Origin of the sequence: Robbsia sp. KACC 23696, from assembly GCF_039852015.1 — a bacterium.
Taxonomy (GTDB): Bacteria; Pseudomonadota; Gammaproteobacteria; order Burkholderiales; family Burkholderiaceae; genus Robbsia.
In genome coordinates this window covers 1,639,982-1,655,335 of sequence record NZ_CP156626.1, presented here as the reverse complement: position 1 = coordinate 1,655,335, position 15,354 = coordinate 1,639,982, and the positions used below count along the sequence as shown (strand labels likewise).

Annotated in this window: 14 protein-coding genes; 9 read left to right on the top strand and 5 right to left on the bottom strand. The window is 63.5% G+C overall.

The window, feature by feature from the left end:
• Nucleotides 1–54 precede the first annotated feature (54 nt).
• The 3 genes from ABEG21_RS06900 to ABEG21_RS06890 all read right to left on the bottom strand — a co-directional run bounded on the left by ABEG21_RS06900 (nucleotide 55) and on the right by ABEG21_RS06890 (nucleotide 3,285).
• Nucleotides 55–399 carry a hypothetical protein gene (locus ABEG21_RS06900; protein WP_347556476.1) on the bottom strand — a complete coding sequence of 115 codons (345 nt, stop codon included), beginning with the start codon at nucleotides 397–399 and terminating at the stop codon, nucleotides 55–57.
• Nucleotides 396–1,562: a thiolase family protein gene (locus tag ABEG21_RS06895; protein ID WP_347556475.1), complete on the bottom strand. Its 1,167-nt coding sequence runs from the start codon at nucleotides 1,560–1,562 to the stop codon at nucleotides 396–398. Before ABEG21_RS06895 ends, ABEG21_RS06900 begins: the two co-directional genes overlap by 4 nt.
• 64 nt (nucleotides 1,563–1,626) lie before the next feature.
• On the bottom strand, nucleotides 1,627–3,285 hold the full coding sequence (locus tag ABEG21_RS06890; protein ID WP_347556474.1) for an ATP-dependent acyl-CoA ligase: 1,659 nt from the start codon (nucleotides 3,283–3,285) through the stop codon (nucleotides 1,627–1,629).
• Nucleotides 3,286–3,370: 85 nt separating this feature from the next.
• Between ABEG21_RS06890 and ABEG21_RS06885 the strand changes: the two genes are divergently transcribed.
• The 3 genes from ABEG21_RS06885 (at nucleotide 3,371) to ABEG21_RS06875 (ending at nucleotide 5,969) form a co-directional block, all read left to right on the top strand.
• Entirely contained in the window at nucleotides 3,371–4,312 is a 942-nt protein-coding gene (locus ABEG21_RS06885) for a LysR family transcriptional regulator (protein ID WP_347556473.1), read from the top strand.
• A gap of 122 nt (nucleotides 4,313–4,434) precedes the next feature.
• Nucleotides 4,435–5,013, top strand: a complete 579-nt coding sequence (locus tag ABEG21_RS06880; RefSeq protein WP_347556472.1) for a nuclear transport factor 2 family protein — start codon at nucleotides 4,435–4,437, stop codon at nucleotides 5,011–5,013.
• Nucleotides 5,010–5,969 (top strand): ketopantoate reductase family protein, encoded by a 960-nt coding sequence (locus tag ABEG21_RS06875; protein WP_347556471.1) that lies wholly within the window; start codon nucleotides 5,010–5,012, stop codon nucleotides 5,967–5,969. The genes ABEG21_RS06880 and ABEG21_RS06875 overlap by 4 nt, the downstream gene beginning before the upstream one ends.
• 37 nt (nucleotides 5,970–6,006) lie before the next feature.
• Here the strand turns inward: ABEG21_RS06875 and ABEG21_RS06870 are convergent, their stop codons facing one another.
• On the bottom strand, nucleotides 6,007–6,954 hold the full coding sequence (locus tag ABEG21_RS06870; RefSeq protein ID WP_347556470.1) for a LysR substrate-binding domain-containing protein: 948 nt from the start codon (nucleotides 6,952–6,954) through the stop codon (nucleotides 6,007–6,009).
• A gap of 127 nt (nucleotides 6,955–7,081) precedes the next feature.
• On the opposite strand from ABEG21_RS06870, the gene ABEG21_RS06865 reads away from it, so the two are divergent.
• Genes ABEG21_RS06865 through ABEG21_RS06855 form a run of 3 tightly spaced genes read left to right on the top strand, consistent with a single transcriptional unit; the run spans nucleotide 7,082 to nucleotide 11,074 of the window.
• On the top strand, nucleotides 7,082–8,461 hold the full coding sequence (locus ABEG21_RS06865) for a M20 family metallopeptidase (protein WP_347556469.1): 1,380 nt from the start codon (nucleotides 7,082–7,084) through the stop codon (nucleotides 8,459–8,461).
• 25 nt (nucleotides 8,462–8,486) lie between these two features.
• Nucleotides 8,487–9,836 (top strand): MFS transporter, encoded by a 1,350-nt coding sequence (locus ABEG21_RS06860; RefSeq protein ID WP_347556468.1) that lies wholly within the window; start codon nucleotides 8,487–8,489, stop codon nucleotides 9,834–9,836.
• A gap of 26 nt (nucleotides 9,837–9,862) precedes the next feature.
• Nucleotides 9,863–11,074 carry an aminotransferase class V-fold PLP-dependent enzyme gene (locus ABEG21_RS06855; RefSeq protein WP_347556467.1) on the top strand — a complete coding sequence of 404 codons (1,212 nt, stop codon included), beginning with the start codon at nucleotides 9,863–9,865 and terminating at the stop codon, nucleotides 11,072–11,074.
• Here the strand turns inward: ABEG21_RS06855 and ABEG21_RS06850 are convergent.
• Nucleotides 11,058–11,201, bottom strand: a complete 144-nt coding sequence (locus ABEG21_RS06850; protein WP_347556466.1) for a hypothetical protein — start codon at nucleotides 11,199–11,201, stop codon at nucleotides 11,058–11,060. The two genes, ABEG21_RS06855 and ABEG21_RS06850, sit on opposite strands and share 17 nt — an antisense overlap.
• Before the next feature lie 18 nt (nucleotides 11,202–11,219).
• On the opposite strand from ABEG21_RS06850, the gene ABEG21_RS06845 reads away from it, so the two are divergent.
• From ABEG21_RS06845 to ABEG21_RS06835, 3 genes are all read left to right on the top strand, one after another.
• Complete coding sequence (locus ABEG21_RS06845) at nucleotides 11,220–12,392, top strand: pyridoxal phosphate-dependent aminotransferase (RefSeq protein WP_347556465.1); 1,173 nt, start codon at nucleotides 11,220–11,222, stop codon at nucleotides 12,390–12,392.
• Between the two features lie 219 nt (nucleotides 12,393–12,611).
• Complete coding sequence (locus ABEG21_RS06840; protein ID WP_347556464.1) at nucleotides 12,612–13,787, top strand: porin; 1,176 nt, start codon at nucleotides 12,612–12,614, stop codon at nucleotides 13,785–13,787.
• 196 nt (nucleotides 13,788–13,983) lie between these two features.
• The gene (locus tag ABEG21_RS06835) at nucleotides 13,984–15,243 is read left to right on the top strand and encodes a hypothetical protein (RefSeq protein ID WP_347556463.1); all 1,260 of its coding nucleotides are present in this window, start codon (nucleotides 13,984–13,986) and stop codon (nucleotides 15,241–15,243) included.
• Nucleotides 15,244–15,354 lie beyond the last annotated feature (111 nt).

Here is a 15,354-nt window from a genome sequence, read left to right as displayed (position 1 = left end):
GCTGAATGTCGTTTGGATCGCGTGTGCGCGACACACACGCGATAAGTGGGGCCCCTATTCCCCGCGGTCGAGGCGACGTGCGTGAATGCGCTGCGTTTCATCGATCGTCAAGGCCACGCGGGCACCGTCGATTGTCTGTTCGTCCGACCATTGCGCCGCATCGATCCTGGCGATCACGACCGGCCCGGCGTCGGTTTCGACACTGGCCAGATGGACCGGACCGCCATCGTCGGCGCGCGCATCGACACCGATCCGCGCACGCACGAGGGTCCATTCGGTGATGCGCCCCTGTGTGCCTTCCTGCGCTCGCCACGTGGCGCCGCCGCATGCCGGGCAAAGGAAGCGCGCGGGAAAGACACACAGGTCACAGTGCGTGCAGCGTGTCAGTTGCAGGATCATGATGGCGCTCCGTTTGTGCGCGCCAGGACGACGGCATTCGCGCACATCGCGTAGCGATATCCGACCATGCCATAGCCACTGACCACCGCCAACGCCGCGTCGGGCAGTTGACGTTCGCCGGCCGCGCCCTGCAATTGCGTAATCGCTTCGACCAGCCCGTGCATGCCTCCGGCCGCGCCGGCCTGCCCCGCCGACAGTTGGCCGCCGGAGGTATTCACCGGCAGCGCCTGCGACGCGACGCGTGCGATCAATGCACGGAGATCGCCATCGGGGGCAAATCCGAGATCGGCCAGTTGGATCAGGCTCATCGCCGGATAGTCGTCATAGACGCATGCCAGGTCCATCTGCGTCGGCGCGGCACCGGCATCGCGCCACAAGGTATCCGCAAAGCACGCCATTGCCGTGCTCAGGCCATCGCCGTCCTGATGATCGTGATTGAAGCGACTTTGCAGCGCTTGCACCTGCACGGCCGGCCTGCCGCCCACGCGATCCGCTCGCGCGACGACGATGGCATTGGCACCGCTCACGACGGGGACACAATCAAAACGGCACAGCGGATCGGCCACCATCGGGGCACGCAGATAGTCGTCCAACGTCAAAGACGTGCGGTAGACGGCGCCCGGATTGCGCATCGCCCATTCGCGTTGCGCGACGCAAAGCCGGCCATAATCCGCCCGCGTCAGTCCGTGGCGGCGCGCATGGCGCGCCGTCAGCATCGCAAACAGACTGTTCGGGCCGCCATTCTGCAAAGGCCGCAGATAGTCGCGCGTGACGACGTTGTAATGCTCGACAAGCCGCTTGAAGTCGGCAGGCGCGAAGGTATCTCCCGACAACAGGACGATTACATTCGCATCGCCATGCTGGATGGCACGAATGGCATGCTGCAGCATATTGATGCCGCTGGCACCGCCATTGCAATCGTCCATATTCCAACGCGTGCTCAGGCCAAGTCGCCAGGTCATATCGATCGCGTGATCCGGCGCCAGCGTAAAAGACGATACCCCCAGTCCATCGACGTCCTTCGCGGTAAAGCCCGAACGCGCAAGCACGGCGGAGAACGCCTGCGCAAGCAAGCCCGCGGTGCCGGCCTCGTCATGCTTGCGTCGGTACGGCACCTCGACCGCCGCGGCAATCAGTGCGCCGTCGAAATCGCGAGATGGCATCGAATGGCTCCCTGGTCCCCGTCGATCGGGGCGCTTTCAATAAAGTCAAACAACGCGTGCGCGCTCATGGACGCCGAACGCGATAACCGGACGTTTCGAGATCCCAGCTCGCTTCCGTCACGCCCCGCTCGCGCAGTTTGTATTTCTGCACTTTGCCGTTTTCCGTCTTCGGTAAAGTCTGCACGAATTCGAGAAAGCGCGGGACCGCAAAATACGGCAGGCGCGGCTCGCAATACCGGATCAGGTCAAGGGGCGCGAGCGAGGCGTCGGCACGCAACACGATGGCCGCCATGACCTCGTCTTCAGCGAGCTCGGACTGCACGGCAAAGACAGCGGCCAGCTCGACGCTCGGATGACGCGACAGCACTTGCTCGACTTCGAAAGACGAGATGTTCTCGCCCCGTCGACGAATCGCATCCTTCTGTCGATCGACGAAGCGGAAATAGCCGTCGGCTTCGCGCACGACGCGATCGCCGGTATGAAACCAGAGATTGCGCCAGGCCTCTACCGTCTTCTCCGGCATCCCGAAATACCCGCTCGCGAAGGCAAACGGACGTTTCGCACGCAGGACCAATTCGCCGGCCTGGCCGTCCGGAATCGGCTCGTCGAAGGCATCGACGATTTGCGCCTCGAAGGCGTCCGAGAGACGTCCCATATAGCCGGCCCGTTGTGTCGCCAGCGGCCCGCCGATAACGGCATTCGTTTCCGTCGAACCGTAGGCATCGGTCAAGCCGATGCCCGTGCGGCCGATAAAGGCGTCGTGGAATTGTGCCGGCACGCCCGGTGCCAATGCCACGCGCACCTGGTGCGTGCGTTCGGCCGGCGTTTCCGGACGGCTCAGCAGAATCGGCACCATCGCACCGAGGACATAGGTCACCGTGGCGCCGGTTTCGACGAGCGCATCGAAGAAACGACTGGCGGAAAACCGGCGATCCGCGATCAACGTCGCGTCGAACATCAAGGCCTGGAAAAACGCATTCAAGGCATTGGTGTGGAACAGCGGCAAACAGGTGTACAGAATGTCGTTCTCGCGCACTTCCAGATCGCCACCGGTATGCGTGGCCCACCAGAAGAATTGCGCATGAGAACAGATGACTCCCTTTGACAGGCCAGACGTCCCCGAAGTGTAGAGGATGACAAAGGGGTCGCCGTCGGATAACACGGCGGGCGCGATCGGCGTGAGCGCCACCGGCATCGGCACCGTCGCGATAAGCGATGCGACGTCCGTCGTCTCGGCAACGACGTCGCGTTCTGCTAGCGCCTCATTGCTTGCCTCGATCGCATTGAGCAACCAGATACACGTCAACGGGATGGCCGTGCGATCCAACGCGCGCACTACGTCGATCGACGTGGCCTCGGTGACCAGCAGGCACGCGCCCGAATTCGCGAGGATATGCTGCAACTGCAGCCCGCGCGAGGCCGTATTGATCGGTACGGCAACCGCGCCAAGCCAGCCGCAGGCGAGCACGATTTCGAGAAATTCGAAGCGATTCGAACACAACACGGCCACCCGGTCGCCGCGAACGATGCCGTGCGCATGCAAGGCGCCCGCCCGTCGCGCCACCACGTCATGCAAGGCCTGCGCCGACCAGGCATCGCGCCGATCCGAAAACAGCACCCCGTCCGGCTTGCGGGCGACGCGCGCGGTCAGTAGCGCCGGCACGGTTCGCGTGCAAGGCCCGAGCGCCGCCGACGGCATTCCCATTTGCTCCGAAGACGCCATTCGCTTTCACCTTATTGCAGAACTTATTGACCGAGTCTAGAGTGGCATCCAGACATCGGTCAAATTCATCTTAAATATGCCGCCCATGAATGCCACTGATTTGCTGCGTGTCGATCTGAACCTGTTGCGTGTCTTCCATGTGATCCTCGAAGAACGCAGCCTGACGCGTGCCGGGCAGCGGCTGGGCCTGACGCAACCGGCCGTCAGTTATGCGCTGGGACGTCTGCGTGCGCTGTTCGAAGACCCGCTGTTCGTACGGATGCCGAGCGGCATGGCCCCGACACCGGCCGCCGAGCGCCTGGCGCTGCCGCTGCGGCGCGCGATGGCCGCGATTGGCGAAACGCTCCGCGACGCCGAGCCTTTCGACCCGGCCAGCAGCACGCGGGAATTTCGCCTGACGCTGTCGGACGTCGGCGAACAGGTTTTTCTGCCGCCGGTCTGCGAAAAGCTGCAACAGCGCGCCCCGCACGTCCGCGTCGCGGCCGACCCGGTGCCAATCGCCGAGATCGAAACCAAACTGCGTCTGGGTCAGCTCGACTTTGCGATCGGCAATTTGCCCGAGCTGAAGCGCGTGACGCGGCACGCGGTGCTGTTCCATGAGGAGTGGGCCTGCATGACACGCAAACGCCCGGGTTTGCCGAATGGCACGCTGTCGGCCGCGCAGTTTCTCGCGCTGCAGCACATTGCGGTGTCGTCTACGGACAGTAGTCATCTGGCCATCGACCATGCGCTGCGAGACCGCGACCTGCAACGTCGCATCGCGATGCGTGTTCAACACTTCACCGTCATCCCCCAGATCCTGCTGCGCACCGACTGGATGGTCACCGTGCCGCGCGGGGTCGCCGAGGTATTCAATGCGGCCGGGCAGTTCGCGATCTATCCGCTGCCGGTCGCCTTGCCCGCGTTCGCGTCGATGGTGCATTGGCATGAGGTGTACGAGCACGATGCCGGACACCATTGGTTCCGCTCGCTGCTGATCGAAACGCTGAGCGCCATCTCGCCCAAGACGCCGCCCGCGCGCGCGTAAAGGCCGTCGTCATCAGCGCCATTGATGGGGAGCGCGATTTTGATGGATTTGACGCTGACGGCCGCCAACCCTATCGTGGGCGCGTCGAACCCGGCCGTTGCCCGTCCATCACGAGGAAGATCATGTCAGAACCCCAAGCCGGAACGGTGGATTACGCCGCCCTGGTACGCCGTCTGGAAGTGCTGGAGGCCGAATCCGAGATCCGCAAGATCCAGGCACGGTATATGTACCTGTGCGATACGCCGCTTCCCGAATACGCGGTGGCCGATGACGCCGCGCGTATCGAACTGATCCTCGCGCTCTACACGGAAGATGCGATCTGGGAAGGGGTCGGCGAATACTACGATGGCCAATTCGGACAGGCCGTCGGCAAAGCGGCGATACGTCGCCATTTCGAGGCCTTCTGGGGACAAAAGAAGGATCCCGAATTGATCCTGAATTGCCATTACCTGACATCGGAGCAAATCCACGTCCACGCAGACGGTCAGAACGCGGACGGGCAATGGGTGCATATGCAGCCCTGGCTGTTTTCCGACGGTAAGGCCTTGCTCCGATCGTCGCGGTTGAACAACCTCTTCCGCAAAGGTGCCGATGGCCACTGGAAAATCGCCCGCACGCGTACCGAAAATGTATTCATCGCGCCCCTGTCACCCACCTGGGCCTCCGATTACCCATCGAAATCGGTAGTGATGAAACCGTGAAGATCCTGATCATCGGCGCCGGCGCGCTGGGCGGCTATTTCGGCGCACGCCTCGCGCATGCCGGGCAGGACGTGACCTTTCTGCTGCGGCCGCGCCGCGCGCAGCACATCGCGGCGCACGGGCTCGTCGTGGAAAGCCCCGCATTCGGCAATCTGACCATTCCGGCACCGCAGGTCGTCAGCCGCGAATCGCTCGCCGCGGCGCCAACCCATTACGATGCCATCCTTGTCGGCTGCAAGGCCTACGATCTCGACGATACGATGGACGCGTTCGCATCGGCGGTCGGCCCGACGACGATGATCGTACCGCTACTGAACGGCATGGTGCATCTGGATCGCCTGGCATCGCGCTTTGCCCCGGACAATGTGCTGGGCGGCTTCTGTCTGATTTCGGCAGCGCTCGATGATGCCGGTCGCGTCCAGCATTTGAACGACACCCATCAACTCGTTTTCGGCGAGCGCGACGGACGCATGTCGGAACGGGTGCTGGCGTTGCAGGCCTGCTTCGACGACGCGGTATGCGATGCGATCGCCAGTCCGCGCATTCTGTCGCAGATGTGGGAGAAATGGGTGCAGATCGCGACGGCGGCAGGCATGACCTGTTTGATGCGCGCTTCGATCGGCACCATCGTGTCGTCGGGCGGCAGCGCCTTTGCCAATGCGCTATTCGATGAATGCGCCGCGGTGGCGGCCGATGCCGGCGCCGCGCTGAGCGCCGAGTCGGCCGCGCGTATCCGCGCCGTGATTTGCAATCCGGACTCCGCTGTCACCGCCTCGATGATGAAGGATCTCGAACGCGGTGCGCGGGTCGAGGCGGACCATTTGATCGGCGCCTTGATTCGCGCACGGGATGCTGCGCGAGGGTCCGCTACGCAGCGCGACGGCGGCGGCGCCCTTGCCCTGCTCGATCTGGTGCTGCTGCATCTACAAAGCTATGAGCGGCGGTTCTTGCAGTAACCGGTTTGTCAGCGGTTCAGCGTGCGACGCCGCGGCATCAGTTGGCGGCGGGCATCGATGCCGTACCGTCGCCAACGATATCGGCGCGCCGCAGATCGGCGATCAACCATTCGAGACAGGTTGCCGCCAAACCCGTCAACGCGCGTCCCGCAAGCGTCTGCACTTGCAGGCGCCGCTGCTGCAATAAGGGATTGTCGAAAGGGATCGCGATCAAGTCGTCCTGCGCGATACGGTTCGCCACGGCCACATAGCCCGAAGGCATGATCGCGCCATCCATCCACTTGACGAACTGGAACAAGGCCGCCGCATACTGACTGCTCACGGCAGGCACGATATCGACGCCTTCGACGTTACAGGCGATGTCGAACAATTGCTGATTCGTCGTCGCCCGTTGCTGCAACAGCACCGGGTAAGGCTGCAGCTCCGCGAGCCGCAGCGAGGCGCGCGTCGCGAGCGGATGCTGCCGACGCATCAAGGCCATCACCGGCGCCGACATGGTCCAGCGCACCCACACGCCCGACTCCGGTTTCATGCTGAACGTCAGCGCGATCTCCGCTTCGCCGCTCAGCAATTGTTGCGTCGCGACATGCGACGGCACCACATCCAACAGCACCCGACTTTCGGGATAGGCATTGCGAAAGCGGCTCAACGACGTCGGCAGAAAATCGAAGGCGAATCCTTCCGTGCAGGCGATCCGGATTCGACGCGCCTGTTGCACGACATCGCGCCGAATGTCCTGCTCCAGCGCTTCCACGTCGGCGATCGACCGCTGCGCGTGTCGATACAGCATCTCTCCGGCATGGGACAAGGTCATCCCCCGAGCATGACGCTCGAAGAGCGGCACGCCGAGGTCGCCTTCGAGTTTGGCGATGTGCCGGCTCAACGCCGACACAGTCATCCCAAGCTTTTCTGTCGAGGCCGTCAGCGAACCGGACTGTGCAATGACAGAGAAGTAGTACAGCGACGGCTCCAGCAAAGTGCGCATCGACAATCCGCTCCGCGAGGTTTGCGTTTTTTTCAAGGTTACCTTGTTTGATTGCGAATTCAAAAACTATTTCGGCCGTCTACCATCGCTTTCACTGAACGCATCACGAACCGCCGAACTCGCCACCATGTCACGCCAAACCGCCCTCGATCTCGCACGCGACCATTACGACAGCGGTGCCTTCCTGGAAGCATTACAACGCCGCGTCGCGATGCCGACGGAAAGTCAGTCGCCCGATGCGGCACCGCATCTTCATGCCTATCTGCGCGATGAAATGGGCGCCGCGCTGCGCGATCTCGGTTTCGACTTCGACCTGGTGGATAACCCGGTTCCCGGCGCGCCGCCCTTTTTATTGGGACAACGCATCGAAGATCCTGCGCTGACGACGGTCCTGCTCTATGGCCATGGCGATGTCGTCGGCGGCGATGCCGCGCGTTGGCGCGACGGACTGACGCCGTGGTCCATCACCGTCGAGGGAGATCGATGGTATGGCCGCGGCACGGCGGACAATAAGGGCCAGCATTCGATCAACCTCGCCGGCCTCGATGCGGTACTCGCCGCACGCGGTAGCCTGGGCTTCAATGTCAAGATCGTGCTGGAAATGGGCGAGGAAGTCGGTTCGCCCGGCCTCGCCGCCCTCTGCGCGGCATACAAGGAGCGGCTCAGCGCCGATGTCCTGATCGCCTCCGACGGCCCCCGTCAATTGTCCGGCAACCCGACGGTCTTCCTCGGCTCGCGGGGCGCGCTGCATTTCCGCTTGCGCGTCGGCAACGACTTTGGCGCGCGTCACTCGGGAAACTGGGGCGGCGTGCTGGCGAATCCCGCCATCGTGCTCAGCAACGCACTGGCAAGCCTCGTCGACGGTCGCGGGCGCATTCGTATCAATGGGCTGCTGCCGCCGGCAATACCGGCGCGCGTGCGAGAACTGGTGCAAGACCTCGTGGTCGGCGCGGACGAAGGCGATCCGCCGCTGTCCGAGGGCTGGGGCGAGCCGGGCCTGAGTCCGGCTGAACGGATCTTCGCCTGGAACACGCTTGAAATCCTCGCGATGCAATCCGGTAATACCGTGCGTCCGGTCAGCGCCATTCCCGAGCACGCCGAAGCGGTCTGCCAGTTGCGTTTCGTCGTCGGTACCGACTGGCATCGCGCGAAGTCCCTGATCGAAGCGCATCTGGCACGCGAAGGCTTCCCGCAGATCGCCGTGTCCATCGAAGCATCGGGTGGCGCCACGCGACTCGACCCGGACGACCCCTGGGTCCATTTCACGACGCGATCGCTGAGCGCCACAACGGGCAAGGCGACGACGATATTGCCGAATCTCGGCGGCACGATTCCCAACGAATGTTTTGCCGAGACGCTCGACTTACCGACCATCTGGATTCCGCACTCCTATCCGAACTGCCGGCAGCATGCGCCGGACGAACATTTGCTCGGCAGCGTCGCACGCGAAGCGTTGCAGATGATGGCCGGCCTGTTTTGGGATATCGGCGCGGCGGCCCGAGATTAAATCGCTCCTTTTTATGGACAGGATAATGAGACACGATGCCCTCTCCGCCCCGGCCGACGCCGGCGCCGTTTCCGATGTCGCAACGACGGCCGCCGGCGTGCCGGCGAAATCGGCCGCGCAGAATCGCGCCGCGCTGCGACGGCTGATTGTCGCCAGCAGCATCGGCAACGCCTTGGAATGGTTCGACTTCGCGGCATACGGATTTTTCGCCGTGACGATCGCGAAGTTGTTCTTTCCGACATCGGACGCAACCGTCTCGCTGCTGTTGACGTTCGGCACGTTCGGCGCTTCCTATCTGTTCCGGCCCTTCGGGGCCTTGGTATTGGGACATTACGCGGATCGCCATGGCCGAAAATCGGCGCTGCTGCTGGCGCTCTCGTTGACGACGGTCGGCACCTTGATCTGTACCGTCATCCCGACCTATGCCGATATCGGGGTCTGCGCGCCGCTCGGCCTGATGCTCGCGCGTTTCCTGATTGCCTTTTCCACCGGGGGCGAATTCGGCAGCGGCACCGCCTTGATGGTCGAGCAACGCTCGGATCGCAAAGCGTTTCTTGCAAGCTGGCAGTTCTCCAGCCAAGGCATGAGCACGGTGCTGGCCTCCGCGTTCGGACTCTTGCTCAGTACCCAGCTGTCGCACGCGCAGATCGATGCATGGGGTTGGCGGATCCCCTTCGCCTTCGGTCTGCTGATCGCGCCGGTCGGTCTGTATATCCGACGTTTCGTGGACGACACGCTACCCACCGATAACCGCGCGCACGTGCAGGCGCCCGCCCCGATGACGGAACTGTTCGCGCACTACAAAGGACGCCTGTTGCTCGCCGCCGGCATTCTGTCGGTGTCCACGGCGGCGAGTTATCTGATGATTCTGTACATGCCGACCTATGCGGTGAAGCAACTGCATCTCCCGGCGTCCACCGGCTTCGCCGCCACCGTCGTGACCGGCCTGATCCTGATGGTGCTGACGCCGATCATGGGCCACTACGCGGATCGCTTCGGCCGCGCGCGGATCATGCGCCTGGCTGCCTGCGCCACGTTGCTGACGATCTATCCCTGCTTTAAGTGGCTGCTGATGGCGCCGTCGCTTGGCGTGCTGATGACGATCATGGTGATTGCCGGGCTTATAAAAGCCGTCTATTTCGGCCCGCTCGCCGCCGTGCTGTCCTCGCTGTTTCCCACCGCGATCCGAAGCACCGGACTGGGCTTTGGTTATAACGTGGGCGTCATGGTCTTCGGCGGCTTTACGCCCTGGCTCGTGACGATACTGATCGCAAAAACCGGCGATCCCGCGGCCCCGAGCTTCTACCTGATGGGCTGCGCCGTGCTCAGCTTGATCTGCATCGGACTTTACAAACGTTTGCCCCCGCAGATCTGACGCTGCGGCAACGACCCGACACGATCATGAACGAGCGAAACGTCGCCCACACCAGCGCAGAAGAAGACAGCGATAGCGGCTGGTGTCTGTATCATTCCGCCGGCCGCTTTCCCGGCCAGCAAGCGGCGCTCGACGCGGCGATGGCTGCGTTCACGCACGCCTGGTGCGGGCCGCAGGACGACGGCTGGACCTTTGCCTTGCAAGCACGCAGGGCGCTGCTTGCAAACTGGGCGAGCTTGATCCATGCGCCTGAGGCCAGCCTCTTCCCGGCACCGAACGTGACCGAGGCATTCGCGCGCTGCATCGATACCCTCGCCGATGAAACGACGGGATCGTCGGCCGGATCCGCATTACGCGGCCGCGTCGTTCTGATCGCCGCCGATTGCTTTCCGAGTCTGCATTTCCTGCTACAGGGACTTTCCGAGCGCCATGGCTTCACGCTGCGTACCGTGCCGATCGCGGACCGGGGCGATGGCGGCAAGGGCTTCGTCCATGACGACGACTTCATCGCCGCCTGGGATGCGGATGTCGCGCTGGCCATCGTCACCTGGGTCTCCTCGCTGACGTCCAAGCGCGCCGATCTGAAGCGGCTATGCGCCCATGCCAAGCAGCATGACACGATGGTCGCCGTCGATATCACGCAAGGCGCCGGCATTCTGCCCTTCACGCTGGACCGCTACCCTGTCGACATCGTCTGTGGCTCGACGCTGAAATGGCTGTGCGGCGTGCCCGGTGCGGCCTTCGCTTATGCGGGTCCCCGGTTGTTCGCCGACGGTCGCGTACCGGCACTGCGCGGGTGGTTCAGCCAGCCCGACCCTTTCAACTGGGATCTGTCGCAGTTCCGCTTTGCGTCGGACGCGCGCCGTTTCGACACCGGCACGCCGTCGATCCTGCCGTATATCGCTTCGCGCCCGGGCTTCGATTGGGTGCTTTCGCAAACGGTCGACGTACTGCGAGCGCACAATCTGACGCTCGGCGACACGGTCATCGATATCGCCGATACCTGCGGCCTGCCAGTCCTGACGCCGCGCGATCCTGCCCGCCGCGGCGGCAGCATCATGTTGGACCTCGCGTCGCCGACACGCGCGCAGGCCGCCGTGCAGACGCTGACGCAGCATCGCGTCGCGGCCGATGCACGCGGCAGCACGCTGCGCCTGTCGCCCGGCGCGCGGACGAGCGCAGCCGGGATCGACCGGCTCGCCAGCGCCCTGCACACCGTTGTCAAAGGCACGGCCTGACGACGATGCGCGCCGGCCACCATTCCAATAGTCCCAGAAAGATCGGCATCGCCTGCGTGCTGCGCGGTCCGCCGATGCGCGCCGCTCCCTCCGCAGCCATCGCAGCCATCGCAGTCACCTGGGTCACGAAAGGAATCCTACGCTCATGAAATTCGCATCACGTATCACACAAACGTCGAAAAAGAACTACGGCATGTATGACAAGGCCAAACAGCTCGGGGGCGACACCGCCGATGTCATTCATCTCGAATTAGGCAAACCCATTGCCGATACGCCGCAGCCGATCAAACAGGCGACCATCGACGCCTTGCTGCGCGGCGAAGTCCACTACACGGATCTACAAGGTGTACCGGCGCTGCGAGAAGCATTGGCGCATAAGCTGCGCACACGCAACGGCCTGGACGTCGATGCCGATGCGGTCCTGGTGACCAACGGTTTGACGCACGCGTCGTTCGCGGCGTTCTTTGCCTTGCTCGACGCGGGCGACGAAGTCATCTTGCTGGCGCCCTATTATCCGCAGCATATCGGCAAGATCGAAATGGCCGGCGGCGTGCCGGTCATCGTCGACCTGGATCAGGACAACGATTTCGCCTTCGATATCGCGGCGATCGAAGCGGCTATCACGCCGCGCACGCGGATGATCGTCCTTGTAAATCCATCGAATCCAACCGGGCGCGTGCACACCCGGAATGAACTGCAGTCGCTGGCCGACCTTGCGATTCGACACGACCTGGTCATCCTCGCCGACGAGGTCTACGAGGACAACGTCTATGGCGAGGCGGCGCACATCAGCATCGGCGCGCTGCCGGGGATGGCGTCTCGCACGATCTCGATGTTCGCCTTCACCAAGGGTTATGCGATGGATGGCTGGCGTATCGGCTATCTCTGCGCGCCGAAGGAGGCGATCGCCGCCTTGATGAAGATCAGCGCCAGCGACGTGACGCATGTCAACACCTTCATCCAATATGGTGCACTGACGGCGATCACCGGTCCCCGCGCAATGGTCGACGATATGGTCGCGGCGGACCGCCTCAAACGCGACCTCGTCGTGGCCGCGTTGAACGCCATGCCGGGCGTGCGCTGCACGATACCGCACGGCACGCTGTATGCGTTTCCCGATATCCGTGCCACGGGGCTCGACTCGCAAACGCTCGCCGACCGCATCCTGCGCGAAGCGCGCGTCGTCGTGGAGTCCGGCAGCTTCTATGGCCGCGCCGGAGAAGGCTTCCTGCGGATTTGCTTTACCGCCAACACCGAAGCCGTGCTGCGCACCGCGATGGACCGTCTGCACACCTTCTTTTCCGCATTGCAACGCTGATGCGTTGAAGCGCCGCCGCAACGGGCACGTTGCCCGCGCGGCGTGCCGGATCACCCGTCGTTCCTCATAACTTCTACTTCGTTGTCCTTATTTACTCTTACCGAGAGACTGTCGATGCCTTCGCCTTCCGCTTCCCGCTATCACGCCCTGCCCCCCGGCTCCCGTGACGCCACCGCAGCACATGCGTCGACACGCGCGCGTCGTGCAACGCCCTTAAAAATGCGCGCCCTCACCGTGGCGCTCGGTCTCGGACTGGGCATCGTCGGCGGCGCCGCGCACGCGCAAAGCAATGTGCAGATCTACGGCATCCTCGATTACGGCATCCAGTACACGAATAACAATGCCGGCGGCCGGCTGATCGGCGGCACCAGTGGCGTCAAACAGGGCAGCCGCTGGGGTTTTCGCGGCACCGAGGATCTTGGGGGCGGACTGACAGCGGTTTTCCGCCTGGAGAACGGCTTGAACCTCGGCACCGGCGCGGCCGGCCAAAGCGGCTTGGAATTCGGTCGCACCGCCTATGTCGGCCTGTCGTCGGCGCAATATGGTACGGTGACCCTGGGGCGGCAATACGATTCGGTCGTCGATAGCGTCGGCGCCATGATCACCTCGATGAAGACCGGCGGCGGCAATACCGCGCACATGGGCGATCTCGACAACTTCAATAATGTGAAGCGCGTCAACAATGCCATCAAATATCAGTCCCCCACCTACAACGGCCTGAGCGGTAACGCGGTTTATGGGATGGGCGGCCAGACCGGTGATTTCACCCGCAACCAGATCTGGTCCGTCGGCATGAACTACAAGGGCGGCCCGATCGAGTTCGGCGCCGCGTATTTGAACGTGCGCGACCCGAACCAGTCCTTCTTCACGAATACCCCGACCAATGTGAACGGCGCGACGACGAACAATATGACCGCCTATTCGGTGTTCAGCGGCTATGCGTCGGCTCACACGTATCAAGACATCGCCGCCGCATTGAACTATACGATCGGCAATCTGATCATCGGCGTCAATTATTCGAACGTCCAGTTCCAGGGGCTCGGCAACAGCACCGACGGTGCCAATCCGCTGCGCTTGCGCGGCACGGCGTCGTTCAATACCGGCGAAATCAACCTCGACTACCTGTTGCGTCCGGACATCGTCCTGGGCGCCGTCTACAGTCTGACGCATGGCAGCGGCGTGGGCAGCGTCGGCGACGCGAATTACCACACGCTCTCCTTGTCCTATGACTATTTGCTGTCGAAGCGCACCGACGTTTATCTACTGGGCTCCTATCAGATCGCGAGCGGGACCGAATCCACCGGCACATCGGCGAAAGCCAATATCGCCGCGCTGAGCCCGTCGACGTCGAATCGACAGGCTTTCCTGGAGGCGGGTCTTCGCGTCAAATTCTGACATCCGGGCACGCCGCGCGGCCGCGTTACACGCTGTTAGCGGCCTGTAAAACCCGGTTCGTATCAGCGTGATTGATGATGCGACTGTTTTGCGATTGATTTGACGGATTTTATAGCGCATCGGACACTCTGTTCACGTGCTGCTGCACGGCGCTGTCCCCACAGCGGCGCCAAAAAACAGAAGAGTCCAGGACGCCATGAACGCCTTCATTCGCCCCCTTGCGCTAGGAGATTTCGACGGTCCGTCACTGGCGATCGAAGACACGATCGCCATTGCCGGATTGAAGACGGTCCCCGCGACAGACGCGCTTTGTGAGACAGGTCGCGAGGCGCGGTCGCCTCGCCCGCGCCCGCTGCAACGTCGTCAACGTGTTTCGATGCACGCGCCGGCGGTACGGCGCGTTCTGTCCTCCGGCTGGTATATCGATACGCGCGTCGGTCACGGCGATTTCGGCGCCGCGTCGGCCGTCGCCAATGCCTGGGTGCGAGCCGCGCTCGCCGCGGATTTCACCGGCGGCTTGCGCGTGGGCGCCGCCTTGCATGGCATTTGTGGGTTCAAACCGAGTTATCGGGTCGATACCGGCACCGCGCGGAGCAAGGCCGATAGCGGCAGCACCGTCGCACTGCCGATGTATTGCGTCGGCGCACTCGCCCCTGACATGCAGACCTTGATCGATGTGGCGGCCGCATTGGACGACGATTTCGACGAGGCCCTCGCGGCGCATCCGTCGAAGCCGGTTCGCGTTGCCTGGCTCGCGAGCGAGGACTGCAGCGGCAACCTCGATCCGGCCGACAGCAGCTATCTCCGCGCCAAGGACTGGTCGAACGTTCATGCACTCCTTTTCAGCGCTTGCCAGATGCCGGCGCTGCAGGCGGATCACGCCATCGCTATCGCTGCCGCGGCCGGCGCATCGCGCCCGCTGACATCGCCGTTTCCGTCATCGAGCTTCACGGTACGTCTGCCTGGACTGGCAGCGGCGGCCGATGCGGCGGCGTTGATCTCGACCGTCGCCGGCCGCGCGCAGGAGTGTGATGTCGATGCCCCCGCGCCCGACCGGCTTGCAGAGGCGCTGCGCCAGGCGCGCGACTTCCGTGCCGCGGTCGATCGCGCCCTGACGCATGCCGACGTCATCGCCTTGCCCACGGTCCATCCATCCGAAGGCGAACTGGATGCACTGACCCGGGCCTTCAACCTCAGCGGTCACCCGGCGCTGACACTGCCGTTCACGTCCGACGACGGTCATCTGCATGGCCTGCAATTGATTGCACGCCATGGCGACGATGCGCGACTTTGCGCGGCCGGCCGTTGGTTCGAATCGCTGTTCGCCCGTCATCCCACGGCCACGCGCGTCGATGCCGAAACGCGCTATGCCGCGCCCCATCCGCGCTCTCCGGCATTCTCAGGCCGCAGCACGAGCGTGCCGTCCCCCCGCTGGCTGACCGCCAGAGCCAACTGACTTTCCTGCCCACCGATACGCCGAAAGCCGGCAGGGCAGCGGCGCGATCCGACGAAGCCCGGTTCACGCCACCACCACGACAAAAGGCACGGGCACCTTGCGGTGCACCGT